This is a genomic window from Mesorhizobium sp. P2_F8 (assembly GCF_056403655.1).
In genome coordinates, this window is sequence record NZ_JBFUFB010000014.1 from 83,540 (window position 1) to 104,553 (window position 21,014).

Below are 21,014 nucleotides of genomic sequence, written 5' to 3' on the forward strand. Positions count from 1 at the left end.
TTGTGGACAGGCGTTCAAAAAATAGGCACGATGCCTCCGGTGCAGCACGACCCGTCCGGCTTCGCAGATGGCTGTGGTGCAAGCGGGCGGTCCCGGCGCAAGACGCCGGTGGCATGTGTCTTGCTTCTTGAATCTCTGGTGTCGAGCCTGGCGCGTGGCGTGCCGGAGCAAACAAAGGGTGATGTTGATGTACGGAAAACAGAAGATCTCGGTGGCGGTGGTGGCCCTGCTTGCGGCCAGCACGCTCGGTGCCGCGGCGAATGAAAAAGTCACCTTCGGCACCAACTGGTTGGCCGAGCCGGAGCATGGCGGATATTATCAGGCGGTGGCTGACGGCACCTACGCCGCCTGCGGCCTCGACGTCACCATCATGCAGGGCGGTCCGCAGGTCAGCGGCCGGCCGATGCTGCTTGCCGGCAAGATCGATTTCTACATGGGCGGCAATCTGCTGTCGGCTTTCGATGCCGTCCAGCAAGGCATTCCGATGCGCGTGGTGGCGGCGGATTTCCAGAAGGACCCGCAGGTCATCATGTCCCACCCCGGCGAGGGGCTCGACAAGTGGGAAGATCTGAAGAACGCCGACCAGTACATATTGGGCGACGAGGGCGTGCAGACCTTCTTCCAGTGGATGGTCATCGAGCTCGGCTTCGACGCCGCCAAGCGCGCGCCCTACACCTACAACACCGCTCCCTTCCTCGCCAACAAGAAGTCGATCCAGCAGGGCTACGTCACCTCCGAGCCGTTCGCGGTCAAGAAGGAAGGCGGCTTCGTACCGAACCAGTTCCTGCTTGCCGACTATGGCTGGGACACCTACTCGACGACGATCGAGGTGATGCAGGACACGATCGACAAGAAGCCGGAGGTGGTCCAGTGCTTCGTCGATGGCTCGGCCAAGGGCTGGTACAAATATCTCTACGGCGACAACAAGGCCGCCAACGACATGATCAAGAAAGACAATCCTGACATGAGCGACGAGCAGATCGCTTTCTCGATCGAGCAGATGAAAAAGTTCGGCCTTGCCGATTCAGGCGACACCGAAAAGCTCGGCATCGGCGCCATGACCGACGCGCGCATCCAGAGCTTCTACGACAAGATGGTCAAGGCCAAGGTCACGCCAGCCGGCATCGACATCAAGAAGGCCTACACGCTGACCTTCGTCAACAAGGGTGTCGGGCTCGAGCTGAAGAAGTAGGCCGTTCCGGCATGATGCAGGAGAATGTGGCGCAAGCGCCGGCGAACGCGTCGGATGTCGCTCCGACATTGCTGGCGCTGCGTGGCGTCGGCAAGGTCTTTTCCAACGGCGTGACGGCGCTCAACGATGTCGATCTGACGATCCGGGAAGGCGATTTCCTCAGTCTGCTCGGACCGTCCGGTTGCGGCAAGTCGACGGCGCTGCGGCTGATCGCCGGCCTGTCGACCCCGACCTCCGGCGTGCTCGACTGGCGCGGCGGCGGCTCGCTTGACCGCTCCAACATCGGCTTCGTCTTCCAGGAGCCGACGCTGCTGCCCTGGGCCAGCGTCTTCGACAATGTCTGGCTGCCGCTCAGGCTGAAAGGCGTTTCCCGCGCCAAGGCGGCGCCGGCGGTGACGCAAATGCTGGCGCGGGTTCACCTGACCGGCTTCGAAGACGCGGTGCCGCGCGAACTGTCCGGCGGCATGAAGATGCGTGTCTCGATCGCGCGCGACATGGTGACGAAACCGCGTGTGCTGTTGATGGACGAGCCGTTCGCCGCGCTCGACGAGATCACCCGCTTCAAGCTCAACAACGATCTTCTGGAGCTGTGGCAGGACGAGCGCTTCACCGTCGTCTTCGTCACCCACAGCGTCTTCGAAAGCGTGTTTCTCTCCAACCGCGTCGTCGTCATGGCGGCGCGGCCGGGCAGGGTGTTCGACGAACTCGCCATCGAGGCAGCCTATCCGCGCGACGAGGCGTTCCGGACCTCGCCCGACTATGCGGCGTTGTGCCGGCAGGCCTCCGACGTGTTGGTCAAGGCCATCAATTCAACAGCAGGCGCGCATCATGACGGCCATTGACGAGGGCGTGCTCAAGCTCGATCCCGAGGAAGCGCGCCGCGTGCGCCAGGAGCGGCTCGAACGGATTGGTCGCTGGGTGTTGCCGCTGGCGATCATGATCCTGGCGATCTGGCTATGGGATCGCATCTGCGTGTGGAATGGGATCCCGCAATACATCCTGCCGCGCCCCGGCGTGGTGCTTTGGACGCTCTACAACGATGCCGGCCTGCTGTTTTCCGCGCTGCTGGTGACCTTGCGCATCACCTTCCTCAGCCTGGCCTTGGCCGTCATCGGCGGTGTCGGGCTGGCGGTGCTGTTCGCGCAATCGAAATGGGTCGAGATGTCGTTCTTCCCATTCGCCATCGTGCTGCAGGTGACGCCGATCGTGGCGATCTTTCCGCTGATCAACATCTATGTCGACAACCAGACGACCAAGCTCCTGCTCTGCGCCTGGATCGTTGCCTTCTTTCCGATCCTGTCCAACACCACGCTCGGCCTCAATTCGGTCGACCGCAACCTGCGCGACATGTTCAAGCTCAATGGCGCGACGCGCTGGCAGCAGTTGCGCTATCTCAGATTGCCGGCGGCGATGCCGTATTTCCTGGGCGGGTTGAAGATCGCCGGCGGCCTGTCGCTGATCGGTGCCGTGGTGGCCGAGTTCGTCGCCGGCGCCACCGGCCAGTCGTCGGGGCTTGCCTCACGCATCATTGAAGCCGGTTACCGGCTCAACGCGCCGCGGCTGTTTGCGGCGCTGTTCCTGATTTCGCTAACCGGCATCCTGATCTTCCTCGTGTTGTCGCTGATTTCGCATCTCATTCTAAGGCGCTGGCATGAAAGCGCGCTGAAGCAGGAGCGCTAGTTCCTTGGTGCCGAACACAGGTTCATACCGCCTCGCCAACGCCCGGCTTCACGCGTCCCTGACGCCGGGATTCACCGCCGCTTTCGACAGCGATGGCTTTGCGCTTGCAGACATCGCTGTCGCCGACGGCAAGATTTCCAGCATTGCCGCCCATGGCCGTACCGCAGTGCCGGTGGACGCCGTCGACCTTGCCGGCCGGATCATCCTGCCGTGCTTCGTCGACTGCCATACGCATATCGACAAGGGCCATATCTGGCCACGAAAACCCAATCCGGATGGCACCTTCATGGGTGCGCTGAACGCCACCGGCGCCGACCGCACTGCGCGCTGGAGCGCCGAGGACGTGGCGCGGCGCATGGATTTCTCGCTGCGCTCAGCCTACGCGCATGGCACCAGGGCGCTGCGGACTCATCTCGACAGCGTCGCGCCGCAAGAGGAAATCTCCTGGCCGGTGTTCGAAACGATGCGCGAGACATGGCGCGGCCGCATCGAATTGCAGGGCGCGTGCCTGATCGGCATCGAGGGCGTGCGCGACAGGAAATGGTTCGACAGGCTGGCAAAAAGGGTTGCCGCGGCCAAGGGTGTTCTCGGTGTCGTCACCTATATGGTGCCGGATCTCGAAGAGCTGCTCGACCACGTTTTCGCGCAGGCGATCAAGCATGGCCTCGATCTCGATTTCCATGCCGACGAGACCGACGACATCGCGGCGATCTCGCTGAAGAAGATCGCCGAGGCGGCACTCTGGAACGGCTTCGAGGGCAACATCCTCGTCGGCCATTGCTGCTCGCTGGCGCGCCAGCCGGACCTCGATGTTCTCGACACGCTGGACAAGGTGGCGAAGGCCGGGCTCGCGGTCGTATCGCTGCCGATGTGCAATCTCTATCTGCAGGACCGGCGCGGCGACCACACCACACCGCGCTGGCGCGGCGTGACGCTGCTGCACGAGATGAAGGCGCGTGGCATTCCGGTCGCTGTCGCTTCCGACAACACGCGTGACCCGTTCTATGCCTATGGCGATCTCGACATGCTGGAGGTCTACCGCATGGCGACGCGCATCCTGCATTTCGATCATCCGGTCGCCGACTGGCCGCAAGCGGTCACCGCGACACCTGCCAGGGTGATGCGGCTCGACGGTTTCGGCACGCTCGCTGCCGGCGGTGATGCCGACTTCGTCGTGTTCAAGGGCAGGAGCTGGACGGAATTGCTGTCGCGGCCCGAATCGGATCGCATCGTCGTGCGCAGCGGGCGCGCGATCGACCGGCAACTGCCCGACTATGCCGAACTCGACGAACTGATGGTGGAATGATGGAAGTTTCGGCGCTCAAACGCGATCTCGAGGGCCTCAAGCTCGACGACAATCCGGCCATCGTCCAGCAGAAGAGCCGCGACTTCTACTGGTACAGCCCGGTGCTGAAGCAGCAGCTCGATCATGTCACCGGCGACCTGATCGTGACGCCGAAGGACGAGGCCGAGCTGATCCGCGTGCTTGCGGCCTGCCACAAGCATGGCGTGCCGGTGACGCCGCGCGGCAGCGGCACCGGCAATTACGGCCAGGCCATGCCGCTCTCCGGCGGCGTGGTGCTCAACCTCGCCGAAATGAACGAGATCAAGTCGATCGCGCCGGGTCGCGTGGTGACCGGACCGGGTGCGGTCCTGGCCGACATCGACAAGGCAACGCGGGCGCATTCCGGCCAGGAACTCCGGCTGTCGCCGTCCACCTACAACACCGCCTCGATCGGCGGCTTCATCGCGGGCGGTTCCGGCGGCGTCGGCTCGATCAATTTCGGCGGCCTGCGCGATTTCGGCAATGTGTTGCGGCTGCGCGTGGTGACCATGGAGGCCGAGCCGAAGGCGCTCGAACTCACCGGCGAGGATTTGCACAAGGTGACCCACGCCTATGGCACCAACGGCATCATCACCGAAGTCGAGATGCCGCTGACATCAGCCTATGACTGGGTCGATGTGATTGTCGGCTTCGACAGCTTCATGGAGGCGGCCCGCTATGGCAATGCGCTGGCTTGCCAGGACGGCATCCTGACCAAGCTGATCACGCCGATAGCGGCGCCCGTGCCGCAGCTCTATTTCAAGCGGCACCAGAAGTTCCTCAAGAAAGGGCAGAGCATCTGCGTCGTCATGGTGGCGCAGCATGGGCTCGACGCCTTCCTGGCCTTCACCCGCCGAGCCGGCGGCGAGGTCATTTTCAATGCCGCCACAGCGACGCCGGAGGACAAGAAGGGCCTGCCGCCCGCCTATGAGCTGGCCTGGAACCACACCACGCTCAGGGCGCTGCGCGTGGACCCCTCGATCACCTATCTGCAATCGCTCTATCCCTTCCCCAACCAGCTGGCGTTGGTCGAGAAGATGGATGCGATGTTTCCTGGCGAGGTGTTTTCGCACCTGGAATTCGTGCGGCTGGACGGCAACATCACCTGCTTCGGCCTGCCGCTGGTCAAGTTCACCACCGAAGCGCGGCTCGACGAGATCGTGCGCCTGCATGAGGAGAATGGCTGCCCGATCTTCAATCCGCACCGCTACACTCTGGAAGAGGGCGGCATGAAGCAGACGGATGCGGTGCAGCTTGCCTTCAAGCGCGAGACCGATCCGCAGGGCCTGCTCAACCCCGGCAAGATGATCGCTTGGGAAAACCCGGACTATGATTACCGTTCGGGCCGGACCTTCCTGTTCAAGGGGCTGCAAAAGGCCGGCTGATGAACATTCTCGTCCTCCACGCCCATCCGGTCGAGACCAGCTTCAATGCCGGCCTGCACCGGATGATCGTCGAGCGGCTGACGAGAGCGGGCCACAAGGTCGACGATTGCGATCTCTACGCCGAGAATTTCGATCCGCGCCTGACACGTCAGGAGCGGCTGGACTACCACGATGCGCGCGGCCCGGCCGACCCTGTGGCGCCTTATGTCGAGCGCCTGCTGCGGGCCGAAGCGCTGGTGCTGTCCTACCCGGTCTGGAACTATGGCTTTCCGGCGGTCCTGAAAGGCTTCTTCGATCGCGTCTTCCTGCCCGGCGTGTCGTTCAAGCTGGTCAACGGCAAGGTGCAGCCCTCGCTGCACAACATCATCAAGGTCGCGGCGGTCACCACCTATGGCGGCAGCCGGTTCCGCGCCATGCTGATGGGCGATCCCCCACGCAAGCTGATCAAGCGCATGCTGCGCGCCACTGTAAAGCCCGGCGCGCCGGTGAGCTATCTCGCGCACTATGCAATGAACCTGTCGACCGCTGAAACGCGCAAGGCGTTCATGACCAAGGTCGCGGCCAGTATGGACGCCTTCTGATGCGGGCACTGGTGGTCTACTGCCATCCGGTGCCGGAGAGCTTTTGCGCGGCGATCCGCGACACTGCCGTCGAGGTGCTGAAGGCGCGAGGCTGGGAGGTGCGGCTGCTCGACCTCTATGCCGAGAAATTTGACCCGGTGATGGGATGCGACGAACGGCGCTCCTACAACGACCAGGCGCCGCAGGATCCGGCGCTGAAGCCGCATTTCGAGCTGCTCAACTGGGCTGAAGCGATCCTGTTTGTCTATCCGACCTGGTGGTACGGGCTGCCTGCGATGCTGAAAGGCTGGCTCGATCGGGTGTGGGCGACGGACGTCGCCTTCAAGCTGCCGGAGGGCAAGGGGCGGATCAAGTCGCTGATGACGCATGTGACCAAGGTCGGTGTCATCACCACCTGCGGTGCGCCGACCTGGTGGAGCGTCGTTGTCGGCCAGCCCGGACGCAAGACCCTGCTGCGCGGCATGCGGGCACTGTGCGCGAGGCGCTGCCGGACCTTCTTCCTGGCGCACTATCTGATGGATGCCTCTACGCCACGGACGCGGGCCGCGTTTCTGGCGAAGGTGCGATGGAAGCTGGAGCGGTTCTGAGGGGCTTGACCCTCCCCCTTGTGGGGAGGGTCACACAGCAAATGCCGCAAAGCGGCTTTTGCGAAGTGGGGTGGGGGTCTCGTAGGGCGCACCCCCCACCCCGTCTCGCCATCTTCGCTTCGCTACGACTGCGAGCCGACCCTCCCCACAAGGGGAGGGTGAAACAACTACATCCTCGTCCGCTCCGACTTCGGGTCATACATCGGCTTCAGCGATGCTTCCGCAGCAAAACGCTCGCCGGCGATCTCGATCTCGTAGGACGATGCCAGAACATCCGCCTCGCTCTCGCCCAGACACGGCACATAGCCCAGCCCAATGGCGCCGCCGAGATGATGGCCGTAATTGCCCGAGGTGATCGGGCCGACGATCCTGCCGTCGCGCAGGATCGCCTCGTTGTGGAAGAGCAGGGGCTGCGGCTCCTTCAACCGGAACTGCACCAGCCGGCGTGACAGGCCGGCCTCCTTTTTCCGCAGCACCGCATCGCGACCGATGAAGTCGCCCTTGGCTGTCTTCACGGCAAAGCCGAGGCCTGCTTCCAGCACATTGTCCTCATCGGTGATGTCGTGGCCGAAATGCCGGAAGGCCTTTTCGATGCGGCAGGAATCCAGCGTGTGCAGGCCGCAGAGCTTTAGGCCGACATCAGCACCCGCCTCGTCGATCGCCTCGAAGACATGAGCTCCCTGGTCGGTCGAGACGTAGAGTTCCCAGCCGAGTTCACCGACATAGGTGACGCGATGGGCGCGGGCCAGGCCCATGCCGATCTCGATCTCCTGGAACGTCCCAAACGGGTTGGCTTCGTTGGAGAAATCATTCGGGCTGACCTTCTGGATCAGCTTCCGTGAGTCCGGCCCCATCAGGCAGAGCACGGCTTCAGCGGCGGTGACATCGGTGATGACCACGAATTCGTCGGTCAGATGCTTGCGCAGCCAGGCGAGGTCTCGCTGCAGCGTCGCGCCGGGAACGACAAGGAAGAAAGCAGTTTCCGACAGCCGCGAGACGGTGAGGTCGCTTTCGATGCCGCCGCGCTGGTTGAGCATCTGCGTGTAGACGATCTTGCCCGGCGCCACGTCCATGTCGTTGGCGCAGAGCCGTTGTAGGAAGGCGCAGGCATCGCGGCCCTCGACGCGGATCTTGCCGAACGAGGTCATGTCGAACAGGCCGACCTTGTTCCTGACCGCCAGATGCTCCTCGCGCTGGTTGTCGAACCAGTTCTGCCGCTTCCAGGAATAGCGGTATTCGCGCTCCTGGCCCTCGCGGGCGAACCAGTTGGCGCGCTCCCAGCCGGCGACCTCACCGAAGACGGCGCCACGCGTCTTGAGATGTTCATGCAGGGGCGAGCGGCGGACATTGCGCGAGGTCGCCATCTGCCGATAGGGGAAATGATCGGCATAGAGCAGGCCGAGCGTTTCGGAGACTCGCTCCTTCAAATAGCGGCGGTTCTTCTGGAATGGCTGGGCGCGGCGAATGTCGACTTCCCAGAGATCAAAGGGTGCTTCGCCGTCATTGATCCACTGCGCCAGCGCCATGCCGGCGCCACCGGAGGAGACGATGCCGATCGAGTTGTAGCCGGTCGCCATCCAGTAGCCGGACAGCTCCGGTGCCTCGCCGAGATAATAGCGGTCGTCGGGGGTGAAGCTCTCGGGACCGTTGAAGAAGGTGTGGATGCCGGCGGTCGCCAGCATCGGCATCCGGTTGACGCCCATTTCGAGGATCGGCTCGAAATGGTCCATGTCCTCAGGCAATTGGTCGAAGCAGAAATCCTCGCGGATGCCGTCCATGCCCCAGGGTTTTGCCACCGGCTCGAAGGCGCCCAGCATCATCTTGCCGGCGTCTTCCTTGTAGTAGGCGCATTCGTCCGGCACGCGCAGCACCGGCAGGCGGGTAAGGCCCGGGATTGGCTCGGTGACGAGATAAAAGTGCTCGCAGGCGTGCAGAGGGATGGTGACGCCGTTCTGGGCGCCAAGCTCACGCGCCCACATGCCGGCGCAGTTGATGACGATGTCGGCTTCGACCGTGCCTTGTTCTTCACCTTGCGCCCACGACACGCCGGCGACGCGACCGGCCTTGGTGTGGACCTTGGTGACCTTCACATTCTCGACGATGGTGGCGCCGCGCTGGCGGGCACCCTTGGCCAGCGCCATCGCGATGTTGGCGGGGTCGCATTGGCCGTCGAGCGGCAGATGCACGGCGCCGACGACGTCTGACAAATTGAGATGCGGGTACATCTCCTTGACTTCATTCGGTGAAATCTCGCGCACGTCGACATCGAACGCACGGGCGAGAGACGCCTGTCGGTAGATCTCATGCTTGCGCTCTTCGGTCAGCGCCACCGTGATCGAGCCGACCTGGCGCATGCCGGTGCCGACCTCGGTCTCGGCTTCTAGCTTGACGTAGAGGTCGGCCGAATATTTCGCCAACCGGGTCATGTTCTGCGAGCCGCGCAGCTGGCCAATAAGGCCGGCGGCATGCCAGGTTGTGCCCGACGTCAGCTGCTTTCGCTCCAGGAGCACGATATCGGTCCAGCCGAGCTTGGCCAGATGATAGGCGACCGAACAGCCGGAGACGCCGCCGCCGATGACGACAGCTCTGGCCTTGGTGGGGATGGCCTTGGCGGTCATGCGGCCTCCCGGCGATAGCTGGAGGTAAAACGGCGCAGCCGAAGCGCTGCTTCTCGCAGCACGGCCTCCGGCTGGCAGAGGCTGATGCGAATGTGGCCGGCGGCCGCCTCGCCGAAGCTGGAGCCAGGCATCACGCCGACCTTTTCCTTGTCGAGCAGGGCCCAGGCGAATTTCTCGTCGTCGGGTTCGACGGCCGATATGTCGAGCATGACGTACATACCGCCCTCGGAACCGCGCACGGTAACATCGTTCATGCCACGCACGGCGTCGAGCAGGACGGTGCGGCGCGCGGCGTAGCGTTCGGCGATTTCCTTGACGCCATAACGGTTCTCGAGCGCCTCGGCGCAGGCAATCGAGATGAAGGCCGGCAAGCCATAGGTCGTCACCAGATTGAGATTGACCAGCAGCGAAATCATCTCTTTTGGTCCCGTCAGCCAGCCCATGCGCCAGCCGGTCATGCCGTGGCTCTTCGACATGGAATTGATGACCAGAGTGCGCTCGGCCATGCCGGACAGCGAGCGCGGCGAGACGTGCTCGCCGCCGCCCAGTGTCCAGTAGACCTCGTCCGACAACAGCCAGAGGTCATGCTCCCTGCAGACCTCCGCCAGCTGTTCCAGCCGCTCGCGCGAATAGACCGCACCGGTCGGGTTGTTCGGCGTGTTGATCAGGATGGCGCGGGTGTTGGGCCGAAGTGCTGCGCGGATCATGTCGGCGTGCGGCTGGAAGCCATCCTCGGCCGGTGTCTCGACCACGGTGAAACTGGCACCGGCGGCGCTGAACGTGTTGGGATAGGTGGCGTAGTAGGGCGCCACCACGATGGCATGGTCGCCTTGGTCGAGAACAGCCTGCACGGCCGCGTAGAGTGCGGCCTGGCCGCCCGGCGTGGCGATGACCTGATCCGGCGTCGTCTCGACGCCGGTGCAGGCGCTCGAGGCTGCCGCCATAGCCTTGCGCAGGCGCGGCAGGCCGGGAAGCGGGGTGTAGTGGTGATTGCTGCCGCGAACCGCGGTCACACAGGCTTCGATGGTTTCTGAGGGCGTGTCGAAATCATGGTCGCCCACTGACAGCATGATGATGTCTTCGCCGGCCGCCTTGCGGGCCCAAGCGGCCGAATGGACTTCCCAACCGTCCTTGCCCGAAGGCACGATGCCGGAAATGCGCGATGATGGTCTAGGCATGTATATCTCCCGAAATTTCGTAGCCGGCCTGTTCGAGCCGGTCGCGCAGCGCGGCGATGTGTGGCGGTCCGACTTCACAGCAGCCGCCGACAATGCTCGCGCCGGCCTCCACCCAGCCGATCGCCTGGTCGGCATAGGCATCCGGACCGAGGTCGTGGCGTGCGTGCAGGACATCCACCGTGCCGCCATGCTTGAGCGCTTCGACCGAGGTGAAGCCGTTGGCATAGGCGCCGACCGGGCCGCCGAGATCAATCAGCTCGGGCAGCGCTGCGCTGACTGCCTCGGGCCGGCAACAATTGACCAGCCGCGCTGCCACCGGCAGGCCATCGAGAGCGCTTGCCGCCGCGGCTAATGCCTCGCCACTGCGCAGGCGTGGCTTGCCATGATCGGCCAGCGTCCACGAAACCCATACCGGCTTGCCGCTTTCCGACGCCGCGGTCACCGCCGCACGCGCCTCCGCGGTGGAAGCCATGGTCTCGCACAGGAACAAGTCGACGCCATCAGCCTGCTCGGCAACGATGCGGCGGTAGATGTCGAGCGTATCCTCGAATGAAATGGTCAGCGCATGGGCATAGCTGCCGAAGAGCGGCGACAGGCAGCCGGCGATGGTTGCCTCGCCGGCCTGGTCGCAGGCTTGCCTCGCAAGCTCGATGCCGCGCTTCTGCAAGGGCTTGAAGAGGTCTTCCGCGCCCTCGCGCGCCAAGCGTTCGGGTGTCGCCGAATAGGTGTTTATGGTGATGACGCGGGCGCCGGCACGGATAAATTCCGCGTGCAGGTCGCGCACGAGATCCGGCTCGTCGATCAGCACTCTGGCCGACCATAGCGGCGTCGGCTCGGATTTGCTGCGGCGGACCAGTTCTTGGCCCATGCCGCCATCCGTGAGGATGATTTTCTTCACGCGCGCAGCCTCTCGTTCTTTGGATCCCACAAAGGCTCGTCTTTCTGCACGACCGCCTGAAAACGGTCGCCGAAGATTTCGACCTCGATCGCTGTTCCCGGTTCCGCCAGATCGGCGCGCAGCATGCCGAGCGCGATCGATTTGTCGATCCGATGACCCCAGCCGCCTGATGTCGTTTCGCCGACGATCTTGCCGTCGTGCCAGAGTGTGGAAACAGAAGGGGCGTCGCAGTCACCAGGGTTCTCGACGACCAAAGTGACGAAACGCTTCGTCACGCCTTGCTGCTTCTCGTTCAGCAGTGCCGCTTTGCCGCGGAAATCGGGCTTGTCCCATTTGACGAAGCGCTCCAATCCGCCCTGGAGGATCGAATAGTCGGTCGACAAGTCGCCCTTCCAGGTGCGGTAGCCCTTTTCGAGCCGGAGCGAATCCAGCGCGTACATGCCGAATGGCCTGAGGCCATGCTGTTCTCCGGCCGCGCAGATGGCGTCAAAGATGGCGGCGGTGTCGTCGACCCTGGTGTGGATTTCCCAGCCGAGTTCGCCGGCGAACGAGACGCGCACCAGCTTCGCCCAGCGTCCGGCGATCTTCGTCTCCTGATGCGTCAGCCACGGCAAAGTGAGGTCGGCCTCACAGATATCAGCGAGGATTTTTCGCGAGTTCGGGCCGGCCAGGATCTGGGTGGAAAATTCCTCGGTGCGGTCGATCAGCCTGAACGGCGCATCCTTGGGCATCCTCGATTTCAGCCATTCGAAATCATGCCATTGCGCGACCGCCGCGGTGATCAGCGTCATCAGGTTCTCATCATGGCGCACGACCGACATTTCGGTGACGATGCGGCCCTTGTCGTCGGCGAAATAGACGAGGCCGATGCGGCCGATCTTCGGCACCAGCCCGGTGACCTGCAGGCTCAGCCATTCGGCGGCACCTGGCCCGTCGAGGTTGAAGCGCGAGAAGCCCGGCAGGTCGAGGATGCCGGCTGCGTCGCGAACGGCAAGGCATTCCTCGCGGACGCGATGCTGCCACGGTCCTTCGCGACGGAAGGTCAGCGTCGCCTCCTCGGAAACGTCGTCGCCGTCCTTGGCGTACCAGGTGGCGCGTTCCCAGCCATTATAGGCGTCGAAGCGGGCGCCGAGCGCCTTGATGCGATCGTGGATCGGCGACAGCTTGCGGTCACGGCCTTCCGGCCAGGCATGGCGCGGGAACTGGATGGCGTATTCGTTGCCGTAGATCTCCATGCCCTTGGCGACGCAGTAGTCCGGCGCTGCAGCAAAGGAGGTGAAGCGGCGTGGATCGCACGACCACATGTCCCATTCGGTCTGGCCCTGTGTCACCCATTCGGCCAGCACCTTGCCGGCGCCGCCGCCCTGGGCGATGCCGAAGGTGAAGACGCAGGCCTCGAAGGCGTTGGGAACGCCGGGCATAGGCCCGATCAGCGGATTGCCGTCCGGCGTATAAGGGATTGGACCATTGATGACCTTGGACAGGCCGGCGGTACCCAGGATCGGCACGCGGGCGACGGCATCGGCCAGATAATGCTCCAGCCGGTCGAGGTCGTCGGGGAACAACTGGAAGGAAAAGTCCTCCGGCATCGGATCATTATGGGTCGCCCAATGCGCGCGGCAGTTGCGCTCATAGGGACCGAGATTCATGCCGTTTTTTTCCTGGCGCAGATAGTAGGAGGTGTCGACGTCGCGCAGCAGCGGCAGTTTCTTGCCCTGTTCCTTCGACCATGCCGCCAGTTCGGGGATTTCCTCGAACAATATGTACTGATGGCTCATCACCATCATCGGCACCTCGCGGCCGAACATCTTGCCGACTTCGGCGGCGCGGTAGCCGGCGGCATTGACGACGATCTCGCAGCGGATTTCGCCTTGCGCGGTCTCGACCACCCATTCGTCGTTCTCGCGGCGCACGCCGGTGACCGGGCAGAAGCGGATGATCCTGGCGCCCATGTCGCGCGCGCCCTTGGCCAGCGCCTGGGTCAACTGCGCCGGATCGATGTCGCCGTCGCTCGGGTCGTAGAGCGCGCCTTTCAGATCATGCGTCTCGATGAAGGGATAGCGGCGCTTGATCTCGTCGACGCCGACGACGTCGATGTCCATGCCCTGATAGCGGCCCATGCCCTTGGCACGCTGGAACTCCTGCATGCGCTCGACCGAGTGGGCGAGGCGCAGCGAACCGGTGACGTGGTAGTTCATGGGATAGTCGACCGCTTCGGCCAGTCCGCGGTAGAGCTCGGTCGAATAGCGCTGCATGTTCATCAGCGACCAGGACGAGGAGAAGGTCGGCACATTGCCGGCGGCATGCCAAGTCGAGCCGGAGGTCAGCTCGTTCTTTTCGAGCAGCACGCAGTCGGTCCAACCCGCTTTGGCGAGATGATAGAGCGCGGACGTGCCGACGGCACCACCTCCGATGATCACCACGCGTGCCGTGCTCGGAAAACCGGCCATGTTCTTCTCCCTGACAAAACCCAAAAGCGCGTTGCGCTTTCCATTTTTTGTTTTTGATACTTGTCGTTATCCCAAGCCGCTGCACGCTTCTGGGCGACATGCATTCAATAGACTGGCGGCGCAACCACCCAGATGACAACCGCCGGCTCGGCACCCGGATTGCGCCAGCGGTAGGGCTTGCCTTCGAAGCGAAAGGAGTCGCCTTCGCCGAGCCGATGCCAGACGCCCGATATCTCGATGTCGAACAGTCCGGACGCGACGTAACCGGCCTCTTCGGTCGGCCGACGCGCCTCGTTTTTCAGCTCCGCGCCCGGCGCGAAGGCCGAACGCACCATCTCGAAGCTACCGCCGAGATCGGGCGACAGAAGCTCCTCCACCAGGCCGGATTCGCTTGTGCCAAGCGTGCGGCGCCTGCCGGCGCGCACAACCACGCCACGCTCGCTTTCGACCGGCACGTCATGGCTGAAGAACAGGCTGATCGGCACGCCGAACAGTTCAGCGAAGGCTCTGAGATCGCTGAGCGATGGCGTCGACAGGCCACGCTCGACCTGGCTGACCCAGCCGACGGAACGGCCAAGCTTCAGGCCGATCTCGGCAAGCGTCAGCCCGCGCGCCTTGCGCAGCGCCCTGATATCGCTGGCCAGCACGCGTTCGTCAGGTCCCTGCAATGTTCGTGCGATAGGTGAAGGCAAAACGCTCACTTCATGAAAATTTGCATCCGAATTTCATGAGAAATGAAGCTCATGAAAAAATCAAGTGGATTTTCACGTATGCTCAAGATTTGCTTGCAGGATTTTGACGGTTCATGCAAAGGCTCGGGCACGAACGGCGAGTGGGGACGTCTGGTCGAGACGAGGGTTAAAGGACGGCCCATGCTTGAAAAGAACACCCGAATTGCGGACGAGGCCGAGGTTGTCGACGAGGCGATCCTGTCGCGCCGCTCGGTGCGCGCATTCCTGCCCGACATGGTCGACGACGACACCATCCGCGCCATTCTGTCGGTTGCGGCGCGGGCTCCATCCGGCACCAACATGCAGCCGTGGAAGGTCTACGTCACCAAGGGCGAGACCAAGCAGCAGATCACCGACGCCATCCTCAATTCGGGCATCCGCGCCGAAAAGGCCGATTGGGATGAGTACCGCTACTATCCCACCCAGTTCTTCGAGCCCTATCTGACCCGGCGGCGCGCCAACGGCTTCGGGCTCTATGGCGCGCTCGGTATCGGCCGTCGCGAGGTCGACAAGATGCGCGCCCAGCACGACCGCAACTTCGTCTTCTTCGACGCGCCGGTCGGCATGATCTTCACCATCGACCGCCGGCTCAACCAGGGTTCATGGATCGACTACGGCATGTTCCTGCAAAACATCATGGTCGCGGCGCGGGGCAGGGGCTTGCACACGTGCCCCCAAGCGGCGTTCGCCCCCTATCACCGGCAGATCAGGCCGGTGCTCAACATTCCCGACGAGGAGATCGTCGTCTGCGGCATGGCGCTTGGCCATGAGGACATTTCCAAACCAGAAAACGCCTTCCGCACCGACCGCGTGCCGCTGGAAGAGTGGGTGACGTTCAGCGAATAAGCCGGCCGCCCTGGCCAGAACCGGCCAACTGGGCGTCGAGCACTATTCCGTGTTCATCTGTGCGCCGTGACCGCTGACATGGGCGCCGTCCTGCGGCGTCAGCTTGAGATAAGCGAGCAGCGCACACAGCGTGATGACGCCCTCGATCACGAACAGGATCCGGAAATCGTTGGCGATCGCCGGACCGCCGCCGGCGAGAAACGACAGTGCCGCGGCGGCGAGGCCGACGCTGATCGCCACCGCGAGCTGCCACAGGATGTAATAGAGCGCGCTGAAGCGGGCGAGCTGCTCGGGTGCGATGTCGGAATAGGCGAGGTTGCCGGTCGACGCCCATTGCGCGGAGCGGAAGACGCCGAAGACGAAGATGTAGGCAAGCACGATCCACACCGGTGTGGTTGCCTGCATCAAGGCAAATCCAGCGACCATGGCGGCGACGATCGGCGTGTTGCAGACCAGCACGCGGCGGAAGCCGAAACGGTTGAGGACACGCGGCATGAAGAAGCGCATGGCCACCGAACCGACCGCGGCAACGAAAGTCAGAGATCCCGCCTGCACCGCGCTCATGCCGAAGCCGAGCTGGAACATCAGCGGCAGCAGGAAGACGACCGAGCTGAGGCCGATCGTGTCCAGGCCGCCGCCGGTCAGGAAGGAAATGCGGAAGGTGCGGATGCGCAGGAGCTTGAGATCGAGCAGCGGATTGCGCACGCGCAGGCAGTAGAACGAGGCAATGGTCAGGATGACGATCGCGAGCGCCAGTTCACCGGCGATGACGCCGCCGGCAGCGTCCTTGGCGGCAAGCGAATCCATGCCGAAGACCAGCAGCACCATGCCGCTGCCGACCAGCAGAAACCCCGGAAAATCGAACGGCGTGCGCCCGGGCTTGGTCACTGTCGGAAACAGCGAGGCGGCAAGCAAAGCCGCCGCAAGTGCGAACGGCACGTTGATGAAGAAGATCCAGCGCCAGGAAATGTAGGTGGTCAGCGCTCCGCCGACGAGCGGGCCGACCAGCGGTCCGGACTGGCCGGCCAGCGAGATGTACATGTTGATCTTCAGGGTGCGGCTGCGCGGAAAGGTCTGCAGGATGACGACCTGGCCGAGCGTGCCCATCAGCGCGCCGCCGAACCCTTGCAGCGCGCGGGCGCCGACCAGCATCCAGATGTTATCGGACAGCCCGCACAGGGCCGACGCGGTGGCGAACACCAGCAAGGCAAAGCAATAGACATTGCGCAGGCCGAAGCGGTCGGCGGCCCAACCGCCAAGCGGCATCGAGATGATCAGGCTGGCGACATAGACGGTGATCAGAAGGCCGAGCTGGCTGGGCGGGCGGCCGAGGCTTTCGCCGATACCGGGCAGCGCCGTCACCACGACATTCTGGTCGAGGCTGGTCATGAAGACGCCGCACGCGACCGTCAGTGGCAGCAGGAGCAAGGCTCTGGCCGACACATCGGCGCGATCGGTGGCGCCGGCGGATATTTCTGCGGTCATGGGATGTTCGAACCAAACGACTATGCCGAGCCTGAGACGGGCTTTGATGCCCCTTGGGCCGGTCTTGGCGGCCACGTTTCCCATCATGGCCGCCCGCAGAGCGATTCTCTAGCGGCAGAACCGGCTGGCCTTGATGCCAGAAGCCGCGGCGATGCGGCCATCCGGCCGGCGCTGCCTATTGCACCTCGTAGCCGACTTCCTCGCTGGCATGGCAGAGCGCCTTCCAGAACGAGCGTGCGAACGAGCGGAAGACATAGATGTCGAACTGGTCGGAGCCGGTACGCTGGATCTGGGCGAAGACATCGTGATGGGTGGTCGAGCGGCCGGCGCCAACCGGAAAGGCCGGCAGCGCGAAGTCGATGGCGAAGAACTTCGCCAGCACCCATTCGGCCTTTGGCCCGGCGATGCGAATGGCGGTGCGACCATGCGAAAGGTCGGTCACCGTGCCGATGGCCGGGGTGACCGCCTTGGCAAAGGCGCCGGCCAGGCCTTCGGCTTCATCGGCAACGGTGAATTTTCCCGGCGCGAAGCCGAACACCGACTTCACGCCGTCGCTCAGGCCGCCGCCGGCGCCATCGGGTAGCGCAAGCCCGGTGACGGTACGGATGGCGGCAATCAACTTCTTCTCCTCACCCGGCCAGGCTGCCAGCTGCACGATCGAGCCGAGCCCGGTCTCGGTCAGGATGATCTCGACGCCGTGTTCGAAATTGCCATGCGAGCCAATGTGAAACTCCGGCTCGAGCGGTGATTGGCGCTCAACCATGCATGCGGCTCCCGTCCGGATCGAAGAAGTGGTTGGAGACGATCTCGACCGGCCCGAACCGGTTGCGCAGGGGATCGGAGACATTGGCGCGCGTGCCGTGCCGTGCCTTGCCGCCCTTGACCAGCGCCAGCGCGATGTGCTTGCCGAGCGCCGGCGAATAGCAGCAGGCGGTGATGTGGCCGATCGAGCCGTGGGGATTGGCCTCGTCGAGTTGCTCGACGATGTGCGCGCCGCCATTGAGTGGGCGGTTGTCCAGCGCGATCAGGCCGACGAGCTCCAGACGATCAGACGCGATCAGGCCCTCGCGGTCCATCATCGCCGAGCCAATGAACGGCTTCTTCTTCGACAGCATCCAGTCGAGGTGCAGGTCGCGGGCCGTGGTGCGGCCGTCGATCTCGGCACCGGTGACATGGCCTTTCTCGATGCGCATCGTGCCCAGCGCCTCGAGCCCGTAGGTGACCAGCCCGAACGGCATGCCGGCCTCGATCAGCGCCTCCCAGACATGGGTGCCATGGCCGGCACCGGAATAGACCTCGAACGCCATTTCACCGGAGAAGGAGAGCCGGCAAATCATCACCGGGACACCCGATATCTCGCCGCGCACAATTCCCATGAAGGGCAAGGTGGCGTTGTCGACCGATGTGCCGGTGACGCAAGCAGCGAGGATCTGCCTGGCCTTCGGTCCGCCGATCGCGGCGCCCGCCCATTCGTCGGTGACCGAGGTGACGTGCACCTTGAGCTCCGGCCAGATCACGTCGAGGAAATATTCCAGATGCTGCATCACCTTGCCGGCGTTGGCCGTGGTGGTGGTCATCAGGAAATCCTGCTCGCCCAACCGCCAGGTGGTGCCGTCGTCGAAGGCGAGGCCGTCCTCGCGCAGCATCAGCCCGTAGCGGGCCTTGCCGACGGCCAGCGTCGAAAACATGTTGGTGTAGACGCGGTCGAGGAATGCGGCGGCGTCGGGCCCTTGCACGGCGATCTTGCCCAGCGTCGAGACATCGACGATGCCGGCGCTTACGCGGGTCGCCTTGGCTTCGCGCACATAGGCCTGCTCGACCGTCTCTCCGGCATGGCCGTAGATCATCGGACGGTACCACAGGCCGGCCGAATACATGGTCGCGCCATTGGCGAGATGCCAGTCATGCATCGGCGTCAGCCGCTCGGGTTTCAGGTCGCCGAAGCGCTCTGCCGCCAGCGAGCCGATCGATACCGGCGCAAAAGGCGGGCGGAAGCGTGTCGTGCCGACCTCGGGGATCGGCTTGCCCAGCGCCTCGGCCATGATGGCAAGGCCCGGAACATTGGAGCTCTTGCCCTGGTCGGTCGCCATGCCGAGCGTGGTGTAGCGCTTCAGGTGCTCGACCGAGACAAAGCCTTCGCGGTGTGCCAGCCGCACATCCTCCGCGGTGACGTCGTGCTGGAAATCGACAAAGCTCTTGCCCTTGGCTCTGATCTCGAACACCGGCGCCGGATCGGGGTCGCCAGGAACGGCTTCGACCGTGGGCAACGCCGCCGGCGTGCTGGTTCCACCGGCCGCGGCAAGGCCGGCGGCGCGGCCTTCGGCAATGGCTTCAGTGGTGGAAAAACTGCCGGTGAAGGCGCCGGCGCCAATCCAGTGCTGCGTTGGCCATTGCTGGGTCGGCTTCGGCGGCAGGAAAGCCTGCCGCGCGGCGTTCCACTCGGCCTTGGCACCGGCCTGGCTGGCCAGATGGATGGTCGGCGACCAGCCGCCCGACATCAGCAGGCAATCGGCATGGATGCTGCGGGCGTCGCCGGTGAGCGAGCCGTTGGTCATGTCGAAGCGTTGCAGCTTGAGGCCGGACAGCGCCTTGCCGCCCTCGGTGGCGATGACGGCATGGCCGGCGAAGATCTCGGCCTCGGCTTCGGCGGCCAGCTTGCGCATTTCGGCTGAGGGCTCTGGCCGAACGTCAACGATGGCAACGACCGCCGCACCCGCCTTCTTCAAGGCGACGGCCGCTCGGTAGGCGCTGTCGTTGTTGGTGAACAGCGCGATCCGTTCACCCGGCAATACGCCGAACTCGTTGGCGTAGCGCTCGGCGGCATGCGCCAGCATCACGCCTGGCCTGTCATTGCCCGGAAACACCAGCGGCCGTTCGAAGGCGCCGGTAGCGAGCACCACGGAGCGGGCGCGAATCGCCCAATAGCGATGGCGCGGCTCGCCCTTGCCGGGCTGCTCCTTGTGGTCGCTGACCCGTTCGAGCGCGGCAAGCGTGTTGTTGTCGTAATAGCCCCAGACCGTGGTGCGCGGCAAAAGCCGGACATTGTCGCGGCCTTCGAGCTGGGCAACGGTGCGGCGGGCCCAGTCGGCGGCCGGTGCGCCATCGATGGTTTCGCCTGACCAGTTGGCAGAGCCGCCGAAACGCGGCTCAAGATCAGCCAGCATGACCCGGGCGCCCTGATCGGCAGCGGCCTTGGCGGCCATCAGCCCGGCCGGGCCGGAGCCGACCACCAGCACGTCGCAAAAGGCGTTCATGCGTTCATAGCGGGCCGGGTCCTTCGCCGATCCGGCGCTGCCGAGACCGGCGGCGCGGCGGATGAAATGCTCGCAGAACATCCAGAAGCGAGTGCCTTTGAGCGGACCGATCACCGGCCCCATGAAGGTCTTGTAGTAGAAGCCGGCCGACAGGATCTTGCCGCCAAGCTGGTTGACGGCGTTGACGTCCCAGGCAAGCGAGGGAAAGCGGTTCTGGCTGATGGCGACCAGTCCGTCATGGATCTCGACCATGGTCGCGGGAATGTTGGGCTCGCGAACATCGCCCTTCAGCACCGTCACCAGCGCGTTGGGCTCCTCGACGCCTGCGGTGAGCAGGCCGCGCGGGCGGTGATATTTGAATGAACGCCCGTAAAGGGTGACGCCCTTGGCCGACAGCGCCGACGCCAGCGTGTCGCCGGCATGGCCGGTATAGGCGGCTCCGTCGAAGGTGAAGCGGATGGTTTTCAGCCGGTCGATACGGCCGCCAGTGTCGGTGCGACGCGGGCTCATGACTTGTCCTCCACCTTACGGCGTGCGGTCGAGGTGTGGGTGCCGCGCATGAAGGCGACGCTCAAAATCTCATGCGTCAGCGTGTTGCGTACGACCCTGAGATGCGCGCGGCACCCGCCGGAATGCTGCCAGATCTCGTTGTGGTCGCCGGCCGGGTTCAGCCGGTCGTAGACATAGGCGTTCCATGCCTCGAAATTCTGCGAGGCGGGGTCGGGACGCTCGCGGTTGCCGTCACCTTGATAGGTAAATTCGACGACGTCGCGCGGGCCGCAATATGGACAGGTGATCAACATGG

General features: G+C 64.1%; 17 protein-coding genes. 8 read left to right on the top strand and 9 right to left on the bottom strand.

Annotated features, from left to right (window positions below; translation table 11 throughout):
• The first annotated feature begins 187 nt into the window (after nt 1-187).
• The 7 genes from AC1DZP_RS28720 to AC1DZP_RS28750 are packed head-to-tail and all read left to right on the top strand — an operon-like array spanning nt 188 to nt 6,749.
• Complete coding sequence (locus AC1DZP_RS28720) at nt 188-1,192, top strand: ABC transporter substrate-binding protein (protein ID WP_095087295.1); 1,005 nt, start codon at nt 188-190, stop codon at nt 1,190-1,192.
• Nucleotides 1,193-1,203: 11 nt separating this feature from the next.
• Nucleotides 1,204-2,034, top strand: coding sequence for an ABC transporter ATP-binding protein (locus AC1DZP_RS28725; protein ID WP_477307071.1), 831 nt, complete (start codon nt 1,204-1,206; stop codon nt 2,032-2,034).
• Nucleotides 2,021-2,872 (top strand): ABC transporter permease, encoded by an 852-nt coding sequence (locus tag AC1DZP_RS28730; protein WP_477307073.1) that lies wholly within the window; start codon nt 2,021-2,023, stop codon nt 2,870-2,872. The genes AC1DZP_RS28725 and AC1DZP_RS28730 overlap by 14 nt, the downstream gene beginning before the upstream one ends.
• Before the next feature lie 4 nt (nt 2,873-2,876).
• On the top strand, nt 2,877-4,178 hold the full coding sequence (locus tag AC1DZP_RS28735) for a cytosine deaminase (protein ID WP_477307075.1): 1,302 nt from the start codon (nt 2,877-2,879) through the stop codon (nt 4,176-4,178).
• On the top strand, nt 4,178-5,581 hold the full coding sequence (locus AC1DZP_RS28740) for an FAD-binding oxidoreductase (RefSeq protein ID WP_477307136.1): 1,404 nt from the start codon (nt 4,178-4,180) through the stop codon (nt 5,579-5,581). The genes AC1DZP_RS28735 and AC1DZP_RS28740 overlap by 1 nt, the downstream gene beginning before the upstream one ends.
• Nucleotides 5,581-6,162 (top strand): NAD(P)H-dependent oxidoreductase, encoded by a 582-nt coding sequence (locus tag AC1DZP_RS28745; protein ID WP_477307077.1) that lies wholly within the window; start codon nt 5,581-5,583, stop codon nt 6,160-6,162. The genes AC1DZP_RS28740 and AC1DZP_RS28745 overlap by 1 nt, the downstream gene beginning before the upstream one ends.
• Nucleotides 6,162-6,749: an NAD(P)H-dependent oxidoreductase gene (locus AC1DZP_RS28750; protein WP_477307079.1), complete on the top strand. Its 588-nt coding sequence runs from the start codon at nt 6,162-6,164 to the stop codon at nt 6,747-6,749. The genes AC1DZP_RS28745 and AC1DZP_RS28750 overlap by 1 nt, the downstream gene beginning before the upstream one ends.
• Before the next feature lie 167 nt (nt 6,750-6,916).
• Here AC1DZP_RS28750 and AC1DZP_RS28755 read toward each other — a convergent pair whose 3' ends face one another.
• The 5 genes from AC1DZP_RS28755 to AC1DZP_RS28775 form a co-directional block, all read right to left on the bottom strand.
• The gene (locus AC1DZP_RS28755) at nt 6,917-9,367 is read right to left on the bottom strand and encodes a GcvT family protein (protein ID WP_477307081.1); all 2,451 of its coding nucleotides are present in this window, start codon (nt 9,365-9,367) and stop codon (nt 6,917-6,919) included.
• Nucleotides 9,364-10,545, bottom strand: coding sequence for a pyridoxal phosphate-dependent aminotransferase (locus AC1DZP_RS28760; protein ID WP_477307083.1), 1,182 nt, complete (start codon nt 10,543-10,545; stop codon nt 9,364-9,366). Before AC1DZP_RS28760 ends, AC1DZP_RS28755 begins: the two co-directional genes overlap by 4 nt.
• Nucleotides 10,538-11,443, bottom strand: a complete 906-nt coding sequence (locus AC1DZP_RS28765; protein ID WP_477307085.1) for a homocysteine S-methyltransferase family protein — start codon at nt 11,441-11,443, stop codon at nt 10,538-10,540. The genes AC1DZP_RS28760 and AC1DZP_RS28765 overlap by 8 nt, the downstream gene beginning before the upstream one ends.
• Entirely contained in the window at nt 11,440-13,893 is a 2,454-nt protein-coding gene (locus tag AC1DZP_RS28770) for a GcvT family protein (RefSeq protein WP_477307087.1), read from the bottom strand. The genes AC1DZP_RS28765 and AC1DZP_RS28770 overlap by 4 nt, the downstream gene beginning before the upstream one ends.
• 104 nt (nt 13,894-13,997) lie before the next feature.
• Entirely contained in the window at nt 13,998-14,540 is a 543-nt protein-coding gene (locus tag AC1DZP_RS28775; protein WP_477307138.1) for a helix-turn-helix domain-containing protein, read from the bottom strand.
• 225 nt (nt 14,541-14,765) lie between these two features.
• Between AC1DZP_RS28775 and AC1DZP_RS28780 the strand changes: the two genes are divergently transcribed.
• Nucleotides 14,766-15,470 carry a nitroreductase gene (locus AC1DZP_RS28780; protein WP_477307089.1) on the top strand — a complete coding sequence of 235 codons (705 nt, stop codon included), beginning with the start codon at nt 14,766-14,768 and terminating at the stop codon, nt 15,468-15,470.
• Between the two features lie 42 nt (nt 15,471-15,512).
• Here AC1DZP_RS28780 and AC1DZP_RS28785 read toward each other — a convergent pair whose 3' ends face one another.
• From AC1DZP_RS28785 to AC1DZP_RS28800, 4 genes are all read right to left on the bottom strand, one after another.
• Entirely contained in the window at nt 15,513-16,955 is a 1,443-nt protein-coding gene (locus AC1DZP_RS28785; protein WP_477307091.1) for an MFS transporter, read from the bottom strand.
• A gap of 175 nt (nt 16,956-17,130) precedes the next feature.
• Nucleotides 17,131-17,718 carry a sarcosine oxidase subunit gamma gene (locus AC1DZP_RS28790; RefSeq protein WP_477307093.1) on the bottom strand — a complete coding sequence of 196 codons (588 nt, stop codon included), beginning with the start codon at nt 17,716-17,718 and terminating at the stop codon, nt 17,131-17,133.
• The gene (locus AC1DZP_RS28795) at nt 17,711-20,719 is read right to left on the bottom strand and encodes a sarcosine oxidase subunit alpha (RefSeq protein ID WP_477307095.1); all 3,009 of its coding nucleotides are present in this window, start codon (nt 20,717-20,719) and stop codon (nt 17,711-17,713) included. The genes AC1DZP_RS28790 and AC1DZP_RS28795 overlap by 8 nt, the downstream gene beginning before the upstream one ends.
• Nucleotides 20,716-21,012, bottom strand: a complete 297-nt coding sequence (locus AC1DZP_RS28800; RefSeq protein ID WP_477307097.1) for a sarcosine oxidase subunit delta — start codon at nt 21,010-21,012, stop codon at nt 20,716-20,718. Before AC1DZP_RS28800 ends, AC1DZP_RS28795 begins: the two co-directional genes overlap by 4 nt.
• Between the last annotated feature and the right edge of the window lie 2 nt (nt 21,013-21,014).